The organism is Neorhizobium tomejilense (assembly GCF_964254135.1).
Lineage (GTDB): Bacteria > Pseudomonadota > Alphaproteobacteria > Rhizobiales > Rhizobiaceae > Neorhizobium > Neorhizobium tomejilense.
In genome coordinates, this window is record NZ_CAXUSO020000002.1 from 703,132 (window position 1) to 717,518 (window position 14,387).

Annotated in this window: 14 protein-coding genes and 1 pseudogene; 5 read left to right on the top strand and 10 right to left on the bottom strand. The window is 59.8% G+C overall.

Annotation, left to right across the window (positions count from 1 at the left end):
* Positions 1-85: 85 nt before the first annotated feature.
* The 5 genes from ACSQ3G_RS26045 to ACSQ3G_RS26065 form a co-directional block, all read right to left on the bottom strand.
* Positions 86-781, bottom strand: a complete 696-nt coding sequence (locus ACSQ3G_RS26045) for a TfuA-like protein (protein WP_436112302.1) — start codon at positions 779-781, stop codon at positions 86-88.
* Positions 778-1,929 (bottom strand): YcaO-like family protein, encoded by a 1,152-nt coding sequence (locus ACSQ3G_RS26050; protein WP_436112303.1) that lies wholly within the window; start codon positions 1,927-1,929, stop codon positions 778-780. The genes ACSQ3G_RS26045 and ACSQ3G_RS26050 overlap by 4 nt, the downstream gene beginning before the upstream one ends.
* Positions 1,930-1,948: 19 nt before the next feature.
* The gene (locus ACSQ3G_RS26055; protein ID WP_105403364.1) at positions 1,949-2,167 is read right to left on the bottom strand and encodes a hypothetical protein; all 219 of its coding nucleotides are present in this window, start codon (positions 2,165-2,167) and stop codon (positions 1,949-1,951) included.
* Positions 2,168-2,198: 31 nt separating this feature from the next.
* Positions 2,199-3,953 carry a tetratricopeptide repeat protein gene (locus ACSQ3G_RS26060; RefSeq protein ID WP_436112304.1) on the bottom strand — a complete coding sequence of 585 codons (1,755 nt, stop codon included), beginning with the start codon at positions 3,951-3,953 and terminating at the stop codon, positions 2,199-2,201.
* A gap of 69 nt (positions 3,954-4,022) precedes the next feature.
* The gene (locus ACSQ3G_RS26065; protein WP_436112305.1) at positions 4,023-4,463 is read right to left on the bottom strand and encodes a helix-turn-helix domain-containing protein; all 441 of its coding nucleotides are present in this window, start codon (positions 4,461-4,463) and stop codon (positions 4,023-4,025) included.
* 367 nt (positions 4,464-4,830) lie between these two features.
* On the opposite strand from ACSQ3G_RS26065, the gene ACSQ3G_RS26070 reads away from it, so the two are divergent.
* Both ACSQ3G_RS26070 and ACSQ3G_RS26075 read left to right on the top strand, forming a co-directional pair.
* Positions 4,831-5,787 (top strand): Bug family tripartite tricarboxylate transporter substrate binding protein, encoded by a 957-nt coding sequence (locus tag ACSQ3G_RS26070; protein WP_436112306.1) that lies wholly within the window; start codon positions 4,831-4,833, stop codon positions 5,785-5,787.
* A 92-nt stretch (positions 5,788-5,879) separates the two neighbouring features.
* Positions 5,880-7,283, top strand: a complete 1,404-nt coding sequence (locus ACSQ3G_RS26075; protein ID WP_436112307.1) for an MmgE/PrpD family protein — start codon at positions 5,880-5,882, stop codon at positions 7,281-7,283.
* A 52-nt stretch (positions 7,284-7,335) separates the two neighbouring features.
* Here ACSQ3G_RS26075 and ACSQ3G_RS26080 read toward each other — a convergent pair whose 3' ends face one another.
* From ACSQ3G_RS26080 to ACSQ3G_RS26090, 3 genes are all read right to left on the bottom strand, one after another.
* Positions 7,336-8,832 (bottom strand): tripartite tricarboxylate transporter permease, encoded by a 1,497-nt coding sequence (locus ACSQ3G_RS26080; protein WP_436113193.1) that lies wholly within the window; start codon positions 8,830-8,832, stop codon positions 7,336-7,338.
* 4 nt (positions 8,833-8,836) lie between these two features.
* Positions 8,837-9,295, bottom strand: a complete 459-nt coding sequence (locus ACSQ3G_RS26085; RefSeq protein WP_436112308.1) for a tripartite tricarboxylate transporter TctB family protein — start codon at positions 9,293-9,295, stop codon at positions 8,837-8,839.
* A 433-nt stretch (positions 9,296-9,728) separates the two neighbouring features.
* The gene (locus ACSQ3G_RS26090) at positions 9,729-11,087 is read right to left on the bottom strand and encodes an MmgE/PrpD family protein (RefSeq protein WP_436112309.1); all 1,359 of its coding nucleotides are present in this window, start codon (positions 11,085-11,087) and stop codon (positions 9,729-9,731) included.
* Between the two features lie 69 nt (positions 11,088-11,156).
* On the opposite strand from ACSQ3G_RS26090, the pseudogene ACSQ3G_RS26095 reads away from it, so the two are divergent.
* Positions 11,157-12,094: pseudogene (locus ACSQ3G_RS26095) on the top strand (LysR family transcriptional regulator).
* Between the two features lie 11 nt (positions 12,095-12,105).
* On the opposite strand, the gene ACSQ3G_RS26100 reads toward ACSQ3G_RS26095, so the two are convergent.
* Both ACSQ3G_RS26100 and ACSQ3G_RS26105 read right to left on the bottom strand, forming a co-directional pair.
* Entirely contained in the window at positions 12,106-12,294 is a 189-nt protein-coding gene (locus tag ACSQ3G_RS26100) for a hypothetical protein (RefSeq protein WP_205837133.1), read from the bottom strand.
* 19 nt (positions 12,295-12,313) lie between these two features.
* Positions 12,314-12,592: a hypothetical protein gene (locus tag ACSQ3G_RS26105; RefSeq protein ID WP_436112310.1), complete on the bottom strand. Its 279-nt coding sequence runs from the start codon at positions 12,590-12,592 to the stop codon at positions 12,314-12,316.
* Positions 12,593-12,917: 325 nt separating this feature from the next.
* On the opposite strand from ACSQ3G_RS26105, the gene ACSQ3G_RS26110 reads away from it, so the two are divergent.
* A complete protein-coding gene (locus tag ACSQ3G_RS26110) occupies positions 12,918-13,727 on the top strand; it encodes a sulfite exporter TauE/SafE family protein (RefSeq protein WP_436109894.1) in 810 nt (269 codons plus the stop codon).
* A gap of 42 nt (positions 13,728-13,769) precedes the next feature.
* Positions 13,770-14,351: a cation efflux transmembrane domain-containing protein gene (locus ACSQ3G_RS26115; protein ID WP_436109893.1), complete on the top strand. Its 582-nt coding sequence runs from the start codon at positions 13,770-13,772 to the stop codon at positions 14,349-14,351.
* Positions 14,352-14,387 lie beyond the last annotated feature (36 nt).

The following is a 14,387-nucleotide window of genomic DNA, read 5'->3' on the forward strand; positions in this document are numbered from 1 at the left end:
GACCCCCAACTTGTGCGGGCAACCTAAAACTCTTTGAGGGTCGTCGGGCGTGACATCGGCGTGACACAACGCATGGCTGATGACGCTAGCCATCACGCCAGAGAGACGTTCGGTTAAATTCAAAGTGGGTGGAGGGAGAATACGTGCCGGCCCGGCGCAGAGCGTCGATCAGGGCGATGGCGTCCGCTCTTTTTTGGTCCACATAGTTGTGGCGAAGAATTCGCAGCACCTCGTTGGCGCGGGCACTCGCAATTTCCGGGCAGTTTGCCACGATCGCGTTCCAGCTGCGGACCTTGAAGAACAAAGATCGCGCGCTTTCTTTGAGACGCCGCGCCTCCTGAACGTCGATCAGGCCGTGCGTGCAACAGCCGGCGATCGTCGCGTCGACATTGACCATCGGGATGGTGACGGCGACATATCCAAGCTCTTCCGGTCCATGCAGCAGCGCGACGTCCGCATCGTCGATACGGGTTTCGCTCGCATAGGCCGCGAAGATTTCTCCAATGCCAGTCATGCCGAAGGCGTGACATTCTGCCGCCCGCAAGGCTCCCATGCTCGCTGCTCCAAAGATCGCCACGCCTTTCGAGAGACCGTAGAGAATTTCCTTGTGCCAGACGGGGGCCACATACTCGAAAGCACCATCAATCAATCCGATGGCCCGCGCACCTTCGTCGACCGCCCGCCGCACATCTCCCTGCATCGCCGGCGGCCTCACAGTAATATCATCAGCGACGAAACGTCTTGCCTCCGGCAGGCTTGGACCGACAAAGAGTACTTTCATGAGGTAAACGATGCTGTCATCGCCCTGTCGCCAAATCTGTGCCGTCGCTCTCCCTCAGGACTTTCCAGTCCAGGCACCAATATCTTGACGACCGCGAAGGGTAATGCCGGCTCGCTCAATCGAACGGCGATTGCCTGCGTGATACCCGACCGTTTCAAGTTCCCCAAGATTCCTGCGAGGTCGTTTGGACCGGGCAAGGGCACGCCGCGTGAGGGATCAGCAGAAAACAACTTTAGCAACCTCTCGGGCAGTGGTCGCCGATAGGTCTCATGGAATACGTCGTCACGTGCGCCACTGATATAGGTGACCCGGGACTGTGCGGCTTCCGTCAGCGCGCGCACTGCAGCGCGCTCCGGGGATGGGTGGGCACCAGAGCCGAACGTCACGTCGACATACCTTGGCGCATGGGACGCGAGCGCGGTTTTCGCCGCAAGGAAGGCGCCGATACATGGTATGCCGATATCGCTTGTCATGTCGAACATGCGCAGCAGGATGCCCGCATCCTCGATCTTCGCGATAAGGGACCTAACGTCCTCATCGCTGAATGCGTCGGGTTTCAGGCACCTGGAGTGCTGGCTCGATTCGGGAAGAACCTGCCACAAGACATGAGCGTCGCGTTCGATGCGCTCGAGAAGGCCGTGGAAAATGGCCTCGTCATGCGTGTTACCCGATGCAAGGCCATCCGAAGATTGCCAGTACCGGCAGTTCGACAGGCTCCGATCGAGTGACACGGCCTCGGCCGGAACGTAGACGCGATCAAAACTAAAGAGGTCTTCTCCCGCCACAAATGCCATAGTGTCAGTTGCCCGGGGAGGGGACTGGTTCCGGCCAAGGAGCGGCACAAGCAAGTCGACACGCTCGCCGGCATCCGAAAAAGCTGACGCGGAAACATTCCTGATTGACAGGAACGGATCGCAAGCGACAGCCCGCTCTATGGCCTCCATGACCGCGGACGTTCTCGCATCGGCATCGGTGAGCCCTTTGCCTTGAGCAACCACGATCGATTTGGCGTTTGGAGTATAGGCGCACCAGACCGGAATATCGATATGATCCAGTCCGGTCTGGCGGCCAATGCGGGTTATCCCGAGCGTCTTCAGAAAAGGACGCACCCGCTCATAGGTCTCCTCGGGCGAGCAGATGCGGTCCATCGCTTACGCCGTCGGCAGCTTAGCCATCGAAGACACCGGAGAAAGCCTGTTCAGAGGAAGAGACTGCAACCGCCAAATTGACGTCTTTGACAATTGTTCCCCCAGCATTTCTAAGATCGTTTGCCGCAGCCAGCGGCCCGGAAACGGGCGGCTGCATCGGCAGGACCGTTCCCGCATCAATGTCCGCCAGATAAAGCTGATTGTCTCCGGGCAGCCCGATTATCACAACTCTTGCCATATGTTACCCCCTTGGTTTTGGTACTAAAAATCTAAAAACCGGCTTTTACCAGGCCTTCCCGGTAGAGTTCCTTCTGCCATTGCTCTTTGACCGGCAGCACGGAGAGCCATTTGTCGAGATCGAATTGCGGATTGAGCTCCTGAGCCTTGCGGCGATGGGCGCGTGCCTTCGCGGTATCGCCAGCCATAGCATAACTCGCCGCAAGCAATCTCCGGGCCGACGAGGAGTCTCCCATTCGGTCGATGTAGCTGATAGCCTGATGAAATTCACCCAGGAAATAGCTGGCGCCGGCCGCAATCCAGAAATAGTCGTCCGGGCATATCGGATTGAGACGGATCGCTTTGTTGATCTTTGCCAACCCATCGGCGGGCTTCGATGCATGAACCAGAGCGTCGGCATACCCGCATATTGCGTCGGCAAGGTGTGGGCTCAATCCTTCCGCGCGATCGAATGCCTCCAGGCTCCCGTCGACATCGCCGCGGTAAAGCCTCGATAGCCCAAGCTCGCGGTGCGCCGATGCCAGTTCCGGCTCCAGGGCCACCGCTTTTCTTGCTGTTTCTTCTGCCTGAACCAGCAGTTCGGTCTCTCCCCGTGCCGTCAAGACCCATTCCCAGGAGTAGGTACGGGACAAACCCGCCAACGCCGGCGCGAAATCCCCGCGCATTCGCAGCGTTTCTCGAAATGCATTTCTGGCCCGGCGCACGTCAGGGAGCGTGAACTTGTTGAGATGCTGGGCGCTTGCGAGATAGGACCTATAGACGTCCGGATGAGCACGGTAATCGGCGAGCACAATTTCGGTGCGCTGGAGGTGGCCGCTGATTGCCATCACGATCATCTGCGCCACTTGTCTGCGGTGTGAAGCAAGCGAGCTGGCATTGAGGCGGAAGCGTTCCGCCCACAAAACGCTGTCCGAGGGAAGGAAGATCATCTGCACGAATAGACCTTCGCTGCTGATGTTCGTGTCGAGGACGTAGGAGATGGAATGTCTCTCCAGCTGAGCCATCTTATCCGCATCCTGCCGGATGCGGGCAGCCGTATACGGAGCAACGACCGCCACCGTCCTCAAGGAGCAAAGACTTATCGTGATATCTTCCATCAATGCGCGGGCTGGATAAGCCGCGTTTTGCTCCGCTTCCTGGGGAGGAAGCAATACCAGCCGGGGCAGTTCCATGGGCATTGAGGGGACGATCGCTGTCCCCATGGGCGACGTGAACTCAGCTCGACTGACCGATGATCTGGAGGATCCAATTTGGTCATCGTGACGATGCGCCCCAAGCAGCACCTCACGTACGGCGGAATCGCCCGGATCGCGTTCGAGGAGTTGTTTTGCGCTATCCTTGACATCGGCCCATTCCGACCGACTTGCCGCGGCGGCTTGTGCCTCGAAGAGCCCCGCGCGAAAACGTTGCCACTGGACCGACCGTTGTTTCTCGACCCATGGTTTCAGGCCGACGGGTAAATTGGCTTCATCCATAAACTGCCGCGTCATCAATTTCGACATCGCGTTCAATCGCGGCAGCGCTTCAAGATCATTGGAGAAGACGGAGAAATCCGCCTCAAGGGGCTCGGCGGATCGCTGTACGGTCGAAGCCGTGAAATCGAGTGGCGCGGGCCAGCCGTCCATGGCGCATTTGCGCACGCGCTCGGTCATCTTTCGAAAGTTGATCTTGGCGGCGTCTTGATCGCCTGCCCAAAGCAGCCGCGCCAGATAATCCCGCGGCAGCTCAGATTCACCGCTGGCCAACATATAGGCGAGGCCGAACAGTGCCTTCTGTGGCAGTGGCACTGTCCCTCGTTCCCCGTTAGCAAGCCAAAGGCCTCCGAATGTCACAAGCCGGAGCATCGGAACGGTCCGCTAACGCGTTGCGCCCGGATCCGCGTGATCGCGATCCAGACCTGACGGGGCCCCCAAGGATTTGACGAGTTGAACGATGTTTTGGCGCAGCTTCGCATTCGCAACCCTCTGGAATGCCAGATTGAGTTCCACGCCCTCGCGGGTTGCCAGAAAGGAGGTCACCGCATCTTCCTCGTGCACGACAGGCTTGCTATCGGTCGTCGATGACGGGATTGGCGCATCGGCAAAGAAATAGCCAACAGGCGTGTCCAGTATAGTTGCAATCATCTGAAGACGACTGGCGCCAACCCGATTGGCTCCCTTTTCGTATTTCTGCACTTGCTGGAAAGTAATCCCAAGTCCGTCGGCCAGTTTCTCCTGAGACACCTTCAGCATGGCCCGCCTCAATCGGATTCTTGATCCCACATGTACGTCAATCGGGTTCGGCTTCTTCTGATCCATCACTGCACCCTCTGTCACCGCTACACAGTGGTATAAACGGAGACTTCGTGCAACTGGGACCTGTCGGCAAAGGTGTGCACTATGTAGAATTCATGGCGAACCGCGACCTGCGCGCTTTCCAAGCTTATCTGGTGTGCCTGATCTGGGCGCGGAGTTTCTGTCGGGACACCTCCGCCAGCGTCTTATAGCCAAAGCTTCTCGATGGCGAAGAGCATCTGCGTCGCCTCGTCTGCTCTTAAAAGCTGCAATTCCGCGCTTCGAAACGTCCGTAGCAATCTTTTGCAATTCCGCAATGCGGATACCAATATGCGATCTCTGCAGTTGCCGGGCATCAAGGGAGGGGATCATGGTTCGCTGGAAAAATTGGATGAGGAATGGCCTGGGTGCGGCGGCGGGGGTGCTGTTTTATACGGTGGGCGCCTGGGCGGCCGATCAGTATCCCATCTCGACGGTGCGCATGATCGTGCCCTACGCCCCTGGCGGCGGCGGTGACATAACCGGCCGTATGATCGCGGAGGAACTCAGCAAGCGTCTCAAGACCACGGTGGTCATCGAGAACATCGGTGGCGCCAGCGGCACGATCGGCACCGAAAAGGCGGCTCGCGCCAAGCCGGATGGAGGGACGCTGCTTCTCGCCGGCAGCGCCATCTTCACGACCGCACCGCATATCACCAAGATCGGTTTCGATCCGCTCAAGGATTTCGTCGCCATCGCCAATGTCAGTGAATCCGTGCGCATGCTGAGTGTGCCGGCATCGCTCGGGGTGAAAAACTATCAGGAACTGGTGGCCTACGGAAAAGCTAATCCGGGAACCCTGAACTATGCCTCGGTGGGTGTCGGTTCGACCGGCCATATTATCGGCGTGGATTTTCTGCGGACTGTAGGCGTCACTGCCAGGCATATTCCCTATAGTGGGGCCTCGCAGGCGGTTCAGGCGCTTCTCTCAGGAGATGTGCAGTTCGTTATCGATGCAATGGTCATTCCGCCGTCGCGCGAAGGCAAGCTCGTGCCCATCGCCGTGCCGAGCGAGGCACGCTTGCCTGACTTCCCCGATGTGCCGACGTTCCGGGAAGTGGGCCTGAAGGACATCCGCTCCGGTGGCTGGCAGGCTGTCATGGTACCCGCCGGCACGCCGAAGGAACTTGTCGCCATGATCGAGAAGGCGTTGAAGGACGCCGATGCCAGCCCGGAATTCCGCGCAGCTCTCACCCGCGCTGGCTTCTCGCCGCGCTTCCGCACCAGCGTGCAGCTTCAGCAGGAGCTTGAGGCCGAATATGCCTATTTCGGCGAGTTGCTGAAGAGCATGGAGCTCCCCAAGAAATAACCCATCCGAGCAATCCGTATAAGACAGCCACACCAACATGCGCGGACCTGCTGGCGCGTATTGTTTTAGTATAGGCCAACAAGGATCCAAATATGCAGGAGAGACGCTCGACCGTCCCAACCCTGAGCGCCAAGGTGGCGGAATGGATGACAGGGTTTCCGCTCGATACGGTTCCGGCAGACGTCCTGGAAAATACGAAATTGCGGATTTTGGACGTCGTCGGCGTGATGATCGCATCGAGCCGGCTCGACTTAGTTTCGGCCGCACGGCGCTCCGTGGCGGAATCGGACGGCGGCCAGGGGAGCGCCTTTTCCGTGACGGACGCTGCGCCGTCGACACCAGCGAGTGCGGCCTTCATCAACGGGGTCATGTCCGCGGTTCTCGAATTCGACGACACACATATCCAGTCGAACATCCATCCGACCGGCGTCGTGCTGTCGGCCCTGCTGCCGGAATGCGAGCGTCTCGGTCTTTCGGGTAAAAACCTGCTGGACGCCGCGCTGATCGGCAGCGAGCTGTTATGCCGTCTCGGCCTCGTCTCACCGGTGCGGATGCATGAGGTGGGGTTCCATCCGAGTTCCGTCTATGGCGTCTTCGGCGCAGTCTGGGGGCTTGCGCATCTACGGCGCTTTTCGGTCGAGCAGACGGTGCATGCGATCGGCACGGCGGCCAGCCTTTCGGCGGGCTCGATTGCCTCGTTCGAGGACGGTACCTCGACCAAAACCTTGCATATCGGCATGGCGGCATCGTCGGCAATCCGCGCTGTCGCACTGGCGAACCAGGGCATTTCCGGTCCCTATCCGGTCTTCGAAGGCAAGTTCGGCTGGTTCAAGAGCTATTTTCAGTCCAAGCCCGAGTTCCGTTTTTCGGCGCTGACGGACGAACTCGGCGAGCGCTGGGAAGTGTTGAATATCGCCTCGAAGGCGCATCCTTGCGCATATACGATGATCCCGTTCATCGCCGCGGCGATCGAGCTTCGCGATGCTCATGGCGTCAAGCCGGAAGATGTGGACGTCATCTATTGCGATATAATGCCCCGTTCCTTTGCGACCGTCTGCGAGCCGGTCGAAGAAAAGCGCCGGCCGCGGACCTCCTGGCACGGGCGTATCAGCTTGCAACATACGGTCGCCGAAGCTCTGGTGCTTGGCCGGATGGACAAGGATGCCTACGCGCCGGAGAGCCTCGTCAACCCGGTCATCAACGCGATGGCCGATAAGGTCATCCACCGGCCGGATTTGCTGGCCGCACACGATATCAGCCGTTCGCGTGCGACGGTCTCCGTCCGCCTGAAAGATGGACGAGAACTCTCCCACGCGATCGAGGATATGCCGGGTACCCGCCGCAACCCGGTCGCCCGCGAGGGCTATCTGCAGAAATTCCGGGCGAATGTTCGTGGCGTGATTTCCGACGCGGCGGGCCAGGAACTGGCGACGGCTCTTCTCAATTTGGAGGAAGCCGAGGAGATTGGCGCTCTGTTCCGAAAGCTGCGTGGGTAGTGCATCGTTAACATTCCTCGGATTTACGGCCGCCCGGAGGACGACGTAGGCCTCAATCCGCCGCCTCCTGTGCGCCTTTCCTTACAAAAGATGTGGTGGCAGCCAGCAGGATCGCGATGCCGAGGACCACGAAGGTGAGGCTGATCGGGCGGTTGATAAAGGTCATCGGATCGCCGCGCGACAGAGACAGGGCACGTCTGAAATTCTCCTCGAACATTGGCCCGAGCACGAAGCCGAGGATGAACATGGCAAGGCTGCAGTCGGCACGCTTCAGGAGGTAGCCGATGGCCCCGAAGATGACGAGCGTCAGGATCTGCAAGGATGAGAAACCGATCGAAAAGACCCCAACGCAGGCAAAGGCGAGCACGAACAGATAGAGCCAGTGATAAGGCACCGTCAGCAGCTTCACCCACAGGCCGATCAGCGGCAGATTGAGGATGACGAGCATCAGGTTGCCGATCCACATCGATCCGACCAGTCCCCAGAAAAGCTGCGGATTGTTGGTAATCATGCTCGGGCCCGGATTGACGCCCTGGATCAGCAGCGCGCCGAGGAAGAGCGCCATGACCGGGCTGCCGGGCACGCCGAGCATCAGAGTGGGGATGAAGGCGGTCTGCGATGCCGCATTGTTGGCCGCCTCGGGAGCCGCAACACCTTGAACCGCGCCGCTGCCGAAACGACCGGGCTGTTTCGAAATGCTCTTCTCGACCATGTAGGCGGAGAACGAACTCATCGCCAGGCCTGCGCCGGGCAGCATGCCGAGGAACGACCCGAGCGCCGTGCCGCGCAATACGGCCGGCCAAGCCTGACGGAATTCCTCGCGGTTCGGCCAGAGACGGCCGACCTTGGAGGTGACCAGTTCCGGCGTCCCCGTGCTGCCGATTGTGGTGATGATTTCCGATACCGCGAAAAGGCCGACGGCAAGCACCGCGAAGTCGATACCGTCACGCAGTTCCGCAATCCCGAAGGTGAAGCGGAAGACGCCGGAGGCGACATCGGCGCCCGCCAAGCCCAGAAGCACGCCGAGAACTGCTGAGCCGATGCCCTTGACGAAACCGCCCTTGGCAATCGAGGCGGTAGCGACAAGCGCGCAGAAGACGAGGGCGGCATATTCCGCTGAGCCGAATTTCGCGGCCACCGAGGCCATGGCGGGTGCCGCAAGCGCGATCAGCAGAGTGCCGACGGTGCCGGCAAAGAAGGAACCAAGCGCGGCAATGGCGAGCGCCGAGCCTGCCCGGCCCTGACGTGCCATCTGGTAGCCATCCAGGCAGGTGACCGCCGACGATGCTTCGCCGGGAAGATTGAGCAAGATCGAGGTCGTCGATCCGCCATAGGCGGCGCCATAATAGATGCCGGCAAGCAGGATCACCGAACCTTCTGGCGGTAGTCCGAAAGTCAGCGGCAGGAGCAGCGAGATGGTGATGATCGGGCCTACGCCCGGTAGTACGCCGATTGCGGTTCCGAGCGTGACGCCGAGAAAGCAATAGAAGAGGTTGTCGATGCTGGCGGCGACTTGCAGCCCCAGCGCAATGGAAGAAACGAAGTCCAGCACGCTAGATGCTCCAGTCGAACAGGTGGAATGGAATGCCGAGACCGAAATGGAAGATGCCCAGGATGATGGCGACGATAGCCAGGGTCAGGACCGGCAATTCTTTCAGTCGGCCGCGTTTGTCCGCAAGCCAGCCGAGTCCGACCAATGCGACGACGCTTGGCAGCAGTCCAACACGATCGATAAGCAGGCTGAAGGCAAAGAGCGCCGCGAGGATCGCCAGGAAGGGCCGGATTTCCTCGCGCGGTATGAGCGCAATTGCTACCGTGCCCGCATTCGCTAGTGTGGCTTTCATCAGGAGCGCTATGCCAAAGAGGGAGAGTGTCGTGCCAAGCAGCACGGGCAGGGCGCCCGGCCCCATTTCCGAAAGGTCGCCGAAGCCGTAGTCCAGGCCGAGATAGACGGCGATGCCGCCAGTTGCGGCGAACAGGATACCCACCGCATGGTCTGCATGAAATGTCATGATCGATCCCAATGTTCGAGGCCAGTGCCCAGGCCTATGTTCAAGCTATGCTGGCGTGCCCAATCTGCGCTGGAGATCTGTTGGAGGCCGACCAAATCCCAAGTTGCTCCCATCCCCTTCGCAATGACCTGAAGATATCCGCCGAGACAGATGGCTAGCCTAGAAGAGGGCGGCTATACAAAGATAAAGACGGTTCGTTCCGATGATCGAAACGGGCAGGCGCATATAGCACGGTATGGTCGTTTCAAGGCGTCGATGCGACCGACCGAAAGGCCGGCGGTGACCTCCTCGCTACCCGTCTCCCACGCTTCGATCCACCAGCGGTCGCACTGGAAGGTAGCCGCAAGGTTGATTGGCGTCCACCGGATGTGGTGCAAGCATTCGTTGAAACGGTGCGGACTCATCATGTCGACCTTCGTATGTGCGCCCCCGTTCAAGACGACGCCGCAAGCAAATTCAGGAGATTTGATACCGACGTCGACTGAGAGAGATCCTGGAGATTGTCGTAGAGATCATCGGTCGCATTTCCGGAGCCCCAATGAACGCAATCGAAGAATTTGCTTCGTCGCTGGCCGGCATCGAGGGGGGCCTCGATCGATCCCTTGGCATGAAGCCGTTGGCTGGACAGGCCCGTACCGTCCCGCAATGTCACAGTCAGCACATGCGGAAGACGATCATGACCGTGCTCCTCGCCTGATGTGTAGGAATGCATCTCGATCCGCGACATCAGCGCAAGGACGCCGGCCTGTCGAAGGGCGGCGGGCGCGAAGTCCGACAGGCTGAGCGTGTCCTGCAGCATCGCCCTCGCAAGGCAATACGGCATCGAGAAGCGGGCCTGCATCTCGTTCTCGGGCCGCGGATAAGCAAGATTGCGGGCGGCTGAAATCCCGACTTTGACGTCGATACGATCGATCTCACCGGCACTCAGCCGATGTTCCTGTTTCAGGTCGAAAAGTGCGTCGATTGCCCGATGCGTCGAGGCGCAGCAGGGATGGCGCTTGGTGACGAGACCGCGGGTTTCAATGACATGGGCTTCATCCAGCCGCCAGTCCGCCCAACCTCGGGCTTCACCGCCGCCAAAGAGATCCAAAAAACCCTGCGGTCGCTCGAGGATGTCGAGCCGGCCGCCGCTGCCTGACATTGCCAGCAAGGCGGCTTCGACTGCATTGCGCGCTGCAATTCCGGCATGCAGCGGTTTGGCGGGGGTGCCGAACTGGCCCTTGGGGCCGGATGCCATCGAGGTGGCCAGGCTCATGGCCTGCGCCGTCTCCTCGATGTTGGCGCCGAGCAGGCGCGCGACGCCGGCGGCCGTTCCGATCGTGCCGACCGTGGAAGTGCCATGCCAGCCTCTGTTGTAATGGGAGGGATTGATCCCGAAGCCGACCGCCGCCTGGGCCTCGAGCCCTGTGAGATAGGCTTCCAGAAACTGCTTGCCGCTGATCGGGCGCTGCGGATGTAGGGTAGCGAGCAGGGCCGGCACCAGAACTGCGGACGCATGAGCCCGGGCGGGATGAAAATTATCATCGAAATCGAGCGCATGGGCCGCCGTGCCGTTCACAAGTGCCGCCACCGAGGGCGACGCGTATCCGCCTGTGACAAGCCATCCGGAACCGCTGCCGGATATCTCACTGCCGAAAGCCGCGGTAACCGCCGCTACGCTTGGATCCTTGATGCCCGCCATCATGCATCCGAGCGTGTCGATAACCGCATCGCGGGCACGCTCCATGGCAAGAGACGAAAACTCCGTCCGCGCTGAAAGCTGTCGTGCGATATCGAGTAGGATCGTGGTCATTGACGAATGTCTTTCGCTGCGCTTGGTACACGGGCAAAAGTGTTCGACTTCGACGAAGGCCGCAATCTTATGCGGTTTTCGAATAAGTCTATCGAAGGAAGGGGTTCTCCATGGTGAAGGCGGCGATCAGCCTGAAGCATATCGAGGCCTATGACGCGATCGCCGCCACCGGCTCGACGGTTGCCGCAGCATTGGAGCTCGGCATTTCGCAATCGAATGCAAGCCGGCTACTGCAGCAGCTGGAGGATTATCTCGGCGTTCGCTTGTTCGAGCGTGACAAGAACCGCCTGGCGCCGACGCGTGAAGGCCTGCAACTCGGGCCGGAAATCCGAGCCATCGCAGATCGCCTGCGTGTGCTTAAAACGGCGGCCATCGAATTGGAGAGCGGGCGTTCCCGCGACATGCTGCTGAGACTTGCTTTTCCGGCCAGTCTGTCGTCGAACCGGATACCTAAGATGATCCGAGATTTTCTTGCCGCCAACGGCCCGATGCGCGTGGAACTGGCCTCCGGCAATTATCTGGCACTCGAACGTATGGTTGCCGATGGCGAAGCCGATATCGGTTTCGCGCGCCTGCCGCTGGCAACTCCTGGACTGCGGCAGGAAAAGCTGCTGCCGTCGCGGATCGTCTGCGTAATGCATCGGGATCATCCGCTCGCCGAGCGGTCGTCGCTGACGATCGCCGAGCTGAAGGGCCACGATCTCATCGTCCTCAATCGTGAACGGCCCGTCCGCCATCAGCTTGAGGCGCTGTTCTATCAGCACGGCTTGCGACAGCGGCCGTTGCTGGAGGCGCATTCCGTCGCAAGCGCCTGCGCTCTGGCCGCCGAGGGTCTTGGCATTGCGTTGGTCAGTGAACTGATCGCCCGCGAATACGCGGCGCTGCCCTTGCGATTCGTCGCGCTTGAACCGGACCTGCCGGTCACATATTGCCTGCTCAGCGGCGAAAAATATCCGCTGTCACGGGCCGCCGGCCTGTTCCTGCAGAGCATTGCCGGCTGGTCGTGAGCGAAATGTTTTCACCCGGGACGCTGCCAACAATAACAGGCAGCCGAAATCGTCGCTGCACTAGAAGCCGGCAGCGCGAATTGTCGACCGCTGGCGATCAATTGCCAGGCTGCGAGGATGGCTGTGGCGATTTCGAAATCGCCGATCTCCATAGCCTCCTGCGGATTATGTGATCCGTTGCGGTTGCGGATGAAGATCATGCCCGACGGAATGCCGGCCTCACGGGATCAACGCCGGCTGCACGCGGACGGTTTCTGCCGCCTCGGTCAGCCTGGCGATCAGCGGCTGGCTGCAGAGCGCCGGACTGGTCCGCAGCGTCTGGCCGAGATCGAAGTGCACGGCGCGTTCGTTCTCGATACGCGTCACGTGCTGGAGGACGAGTGCGTGCATTGCCTCCAGCATATTGCGGTCCTGGCAGCGAACGTCGAGGCTGAACTCGGCGCTGTCGGGGAGGTCGCGGCCCTTGGCGACGAAATCATGCCAGGCGGCGTCAAGCACAGCTCATTAGCCTTTGCTCTCCTCTCTTCCTGTTCCAAAGAGTGCGGTTTCGGCACTGAAGCTGGGTGAGTGAGTGCGTAATGCTCCCGACGTTGTATGGGGTTGGCGTCGTACACAACGGATTACGGTGTTGCAGCTCGGTTTTTAAGGCGATTGTTGCTTTTGATACCGCCCCGTTTCACTACACTTGGTAACATTGTTGCACGCTTCAAAGTGCCCCCTGTTGCTTATTGCATGGCCCGGAGGGACGGCTCGATCTTCTTGTCTCGACGTGTGCCGCAATGGTCGATAGGTTCCACCAACTATATCGATCCGAAGGAACCGCATGTCCGAGCCTGCTGCTGCTATGACGACGTCACAAAGTGCTCCAGCATCTTTCGGCGGAGGAGCCTTAATCGGTACGCTCGGGGGACTGATCGGGCTCGGCGGAGCCGAGTTCCGGCTACCGCTTCTGATCGGGTTCTTCAATTTCGCCGCGCTTGAGGCCGTTATCCTAAACAAGGCGATGAGCCTTGTCGTCGTGGCGTCAGCTCTTCCATTCCGTGCCGCGACCGTCCCGTTCAGCGCCATAGCTGACCATTGGACCATCGTCGTCAACCTCTTGGCAGGAAGCCTGCTGGGCGCGTGGTTTGGCGCTGGTTGGGCAGTGAGGCTGCGGTCTGAGACGCTGTATAAAGTAATCAGCATCATGCTGGCGTTGATCGCAGTCGTCCTCATACTCGGCCACGATGCCACCGCAGGGCAGCCTGTTCTCATAGGGACAGCTCAAATCGTTGCTGGCATCGCGGCAGGCTTTATCATCGGGATCGTGGCGTCGCTCCTTGGGGTAGCTGGAGGGGAGCTTTTGATCCCGACGCTCGTGCTATTGTTCGGGGCGGATATAAAGCTGGCGGGCAGTCTGTCGCTAGCGGTCAGCCTCCCAACGATGCTCGTAGGATTCACCCGATATAGCCGTGACCAGAGCTTTTCCGTCCTCGGCCGCAACAAGGTGTTTCTCCTCACGATGGCGGTTGGCTCGATAGTTGGCGCGTTCATTGGCGGGTTGTTGCTTGGGATCGTGCCCAACGGACTTCTGCTACCACTGCTTGCCGTGATCCTGATCGTCTCGGCATGGAAAGTCTGGCACCACAAGTGAGTCCGATGTAAGCGATGCTCCAGGTAACAGGAGCAATAGTTTATGGACAACGCAATCCGGCGGATAGTTTTGATCGTCGCGCTCGCGAACCTAGCGTATTTCGGCGTTGAGTTCGTTGTCGCACTGAGGATCGGATCGGCATCACTTCTGGCGGACAGCGCCGACTTCTTCGAGGACGCTTCCGTCAATCTGCTGATCTTCGTGGCGATGGCCTGGTCCACCAGGAACCGGGCGCGTGCCGGAATGGCCATGTCGATTATACTGCTCGCTCCGGCAATCGCGTTCCTCTGGACGGCATGGCACAAATTTCAGGTCCCTGTTCCCCCGGAGCCACTCGCCCTCAGCCTGACAGGCGTCGGTGCCCTAATTGTCAACGTCTCATGCGCCTATCTTCTGGCGGCTTACCGTGATGCAAGGGGCTCACTTACCAAGGCGGCTTTCCTCTCCGCGCGTAACGACGCCATCGCCAACATTGCGATCATCGCGGCCGGAGCTGCAACGTTTTACCTGTGGCATTCGCCATGGCCAGACCTGATCGTGGGCTTAGGTATAGCCTGGATGAACTTGGACGCGGCAAAGGAAGTTTGGACGGCTGCACGAGCGGAACATCAGGCTGTGGCATAATCACCGGAGAGTTTCATCGCAGTGTTCCGTTCAAGC

Bases quoted from the DNA above. Each gene is read 5' to 3' on its own strand.
- ACSQ3G_RS26100 (WP_205837133.1), bottom strand. From the start codon at position 12,294: ATGATCTTCATCCGCAACCGCAACGGATCACATAATCCGCAGGAGGCT.
- ACSQ3G_RS26055 (WP_105403364.1), bottom strand. From the start codon at position 2,167: ATGGCAAGAGTTGTGATAATCGGGCTGCCCGGAGACAATCAGCTTTAT.
- ACSQ3G_RS26085 (WP_436112308.1), bottom strand. From the start codon at position 9,295: ATGACATTTCATGCAGACCATGCGGTGGGTATCCTGTTCGCCGCAACT.
- ACSQ3G_RS26050 (WP_436112303.1), bottom strand. From the start codon at position 1,929: ATGGACCGCATCTGCTCGCCCGAGGAGACCTATGAGCGGGTGCGTCCT.
- ACSQ3G_RS26115 (WP_436109893.1), top strand. From the start codon at position 13,770: ATGGACAACGCAATCCGGCGGATAGTTTTGATCGTCGCGCTCGCGAAC.
- ACSQ3G_RS26110 (WP_436109894.1), top strand. From the start codon at position 12,918: ATGTCCGAGCCTGCTGCTGCTATGACGACGTCACAAAGTGCTCCAGCA.
- ACSQ3G_RS26090 (WP_436112309.1), bottom strand. From the start codon at position 11,087: ATGACCACGATCCTACTCGATATCGCACGACAGCTTTCAGCGCGGACG.
- ACSQ3G_RS26075 (WP_436112307.1), top strand. From the start codon at position 5,880: ATGCAGGAGAGACGCTCGACCGTCCCAACCCTGAGCGCCAAGGTGGCG.
- ACSQ3G_RS26045 (WP_436112302.1), bottom strand. From the start codon at position 781: ATGAAAGTACTCTTTGTCGGTCCAAGCCTGCCGGAGGCAAGACGTTTC.
- ACSQ3G_RS26065 (WP_436112305.1), bottom strand. From the start codon at position 4,463: ATGGATCAGAAGAAGCCGAACCCGATTGACGTACATGTGGGATCAAGA.
- ACSQ3G_RS26070 (WP_436112306.1), top strand. From the start codon at position 4,831: ATGAGGAATGGCCTGGGTGCGGCGGCGGGGGTGCTGTTTTATACGGTG.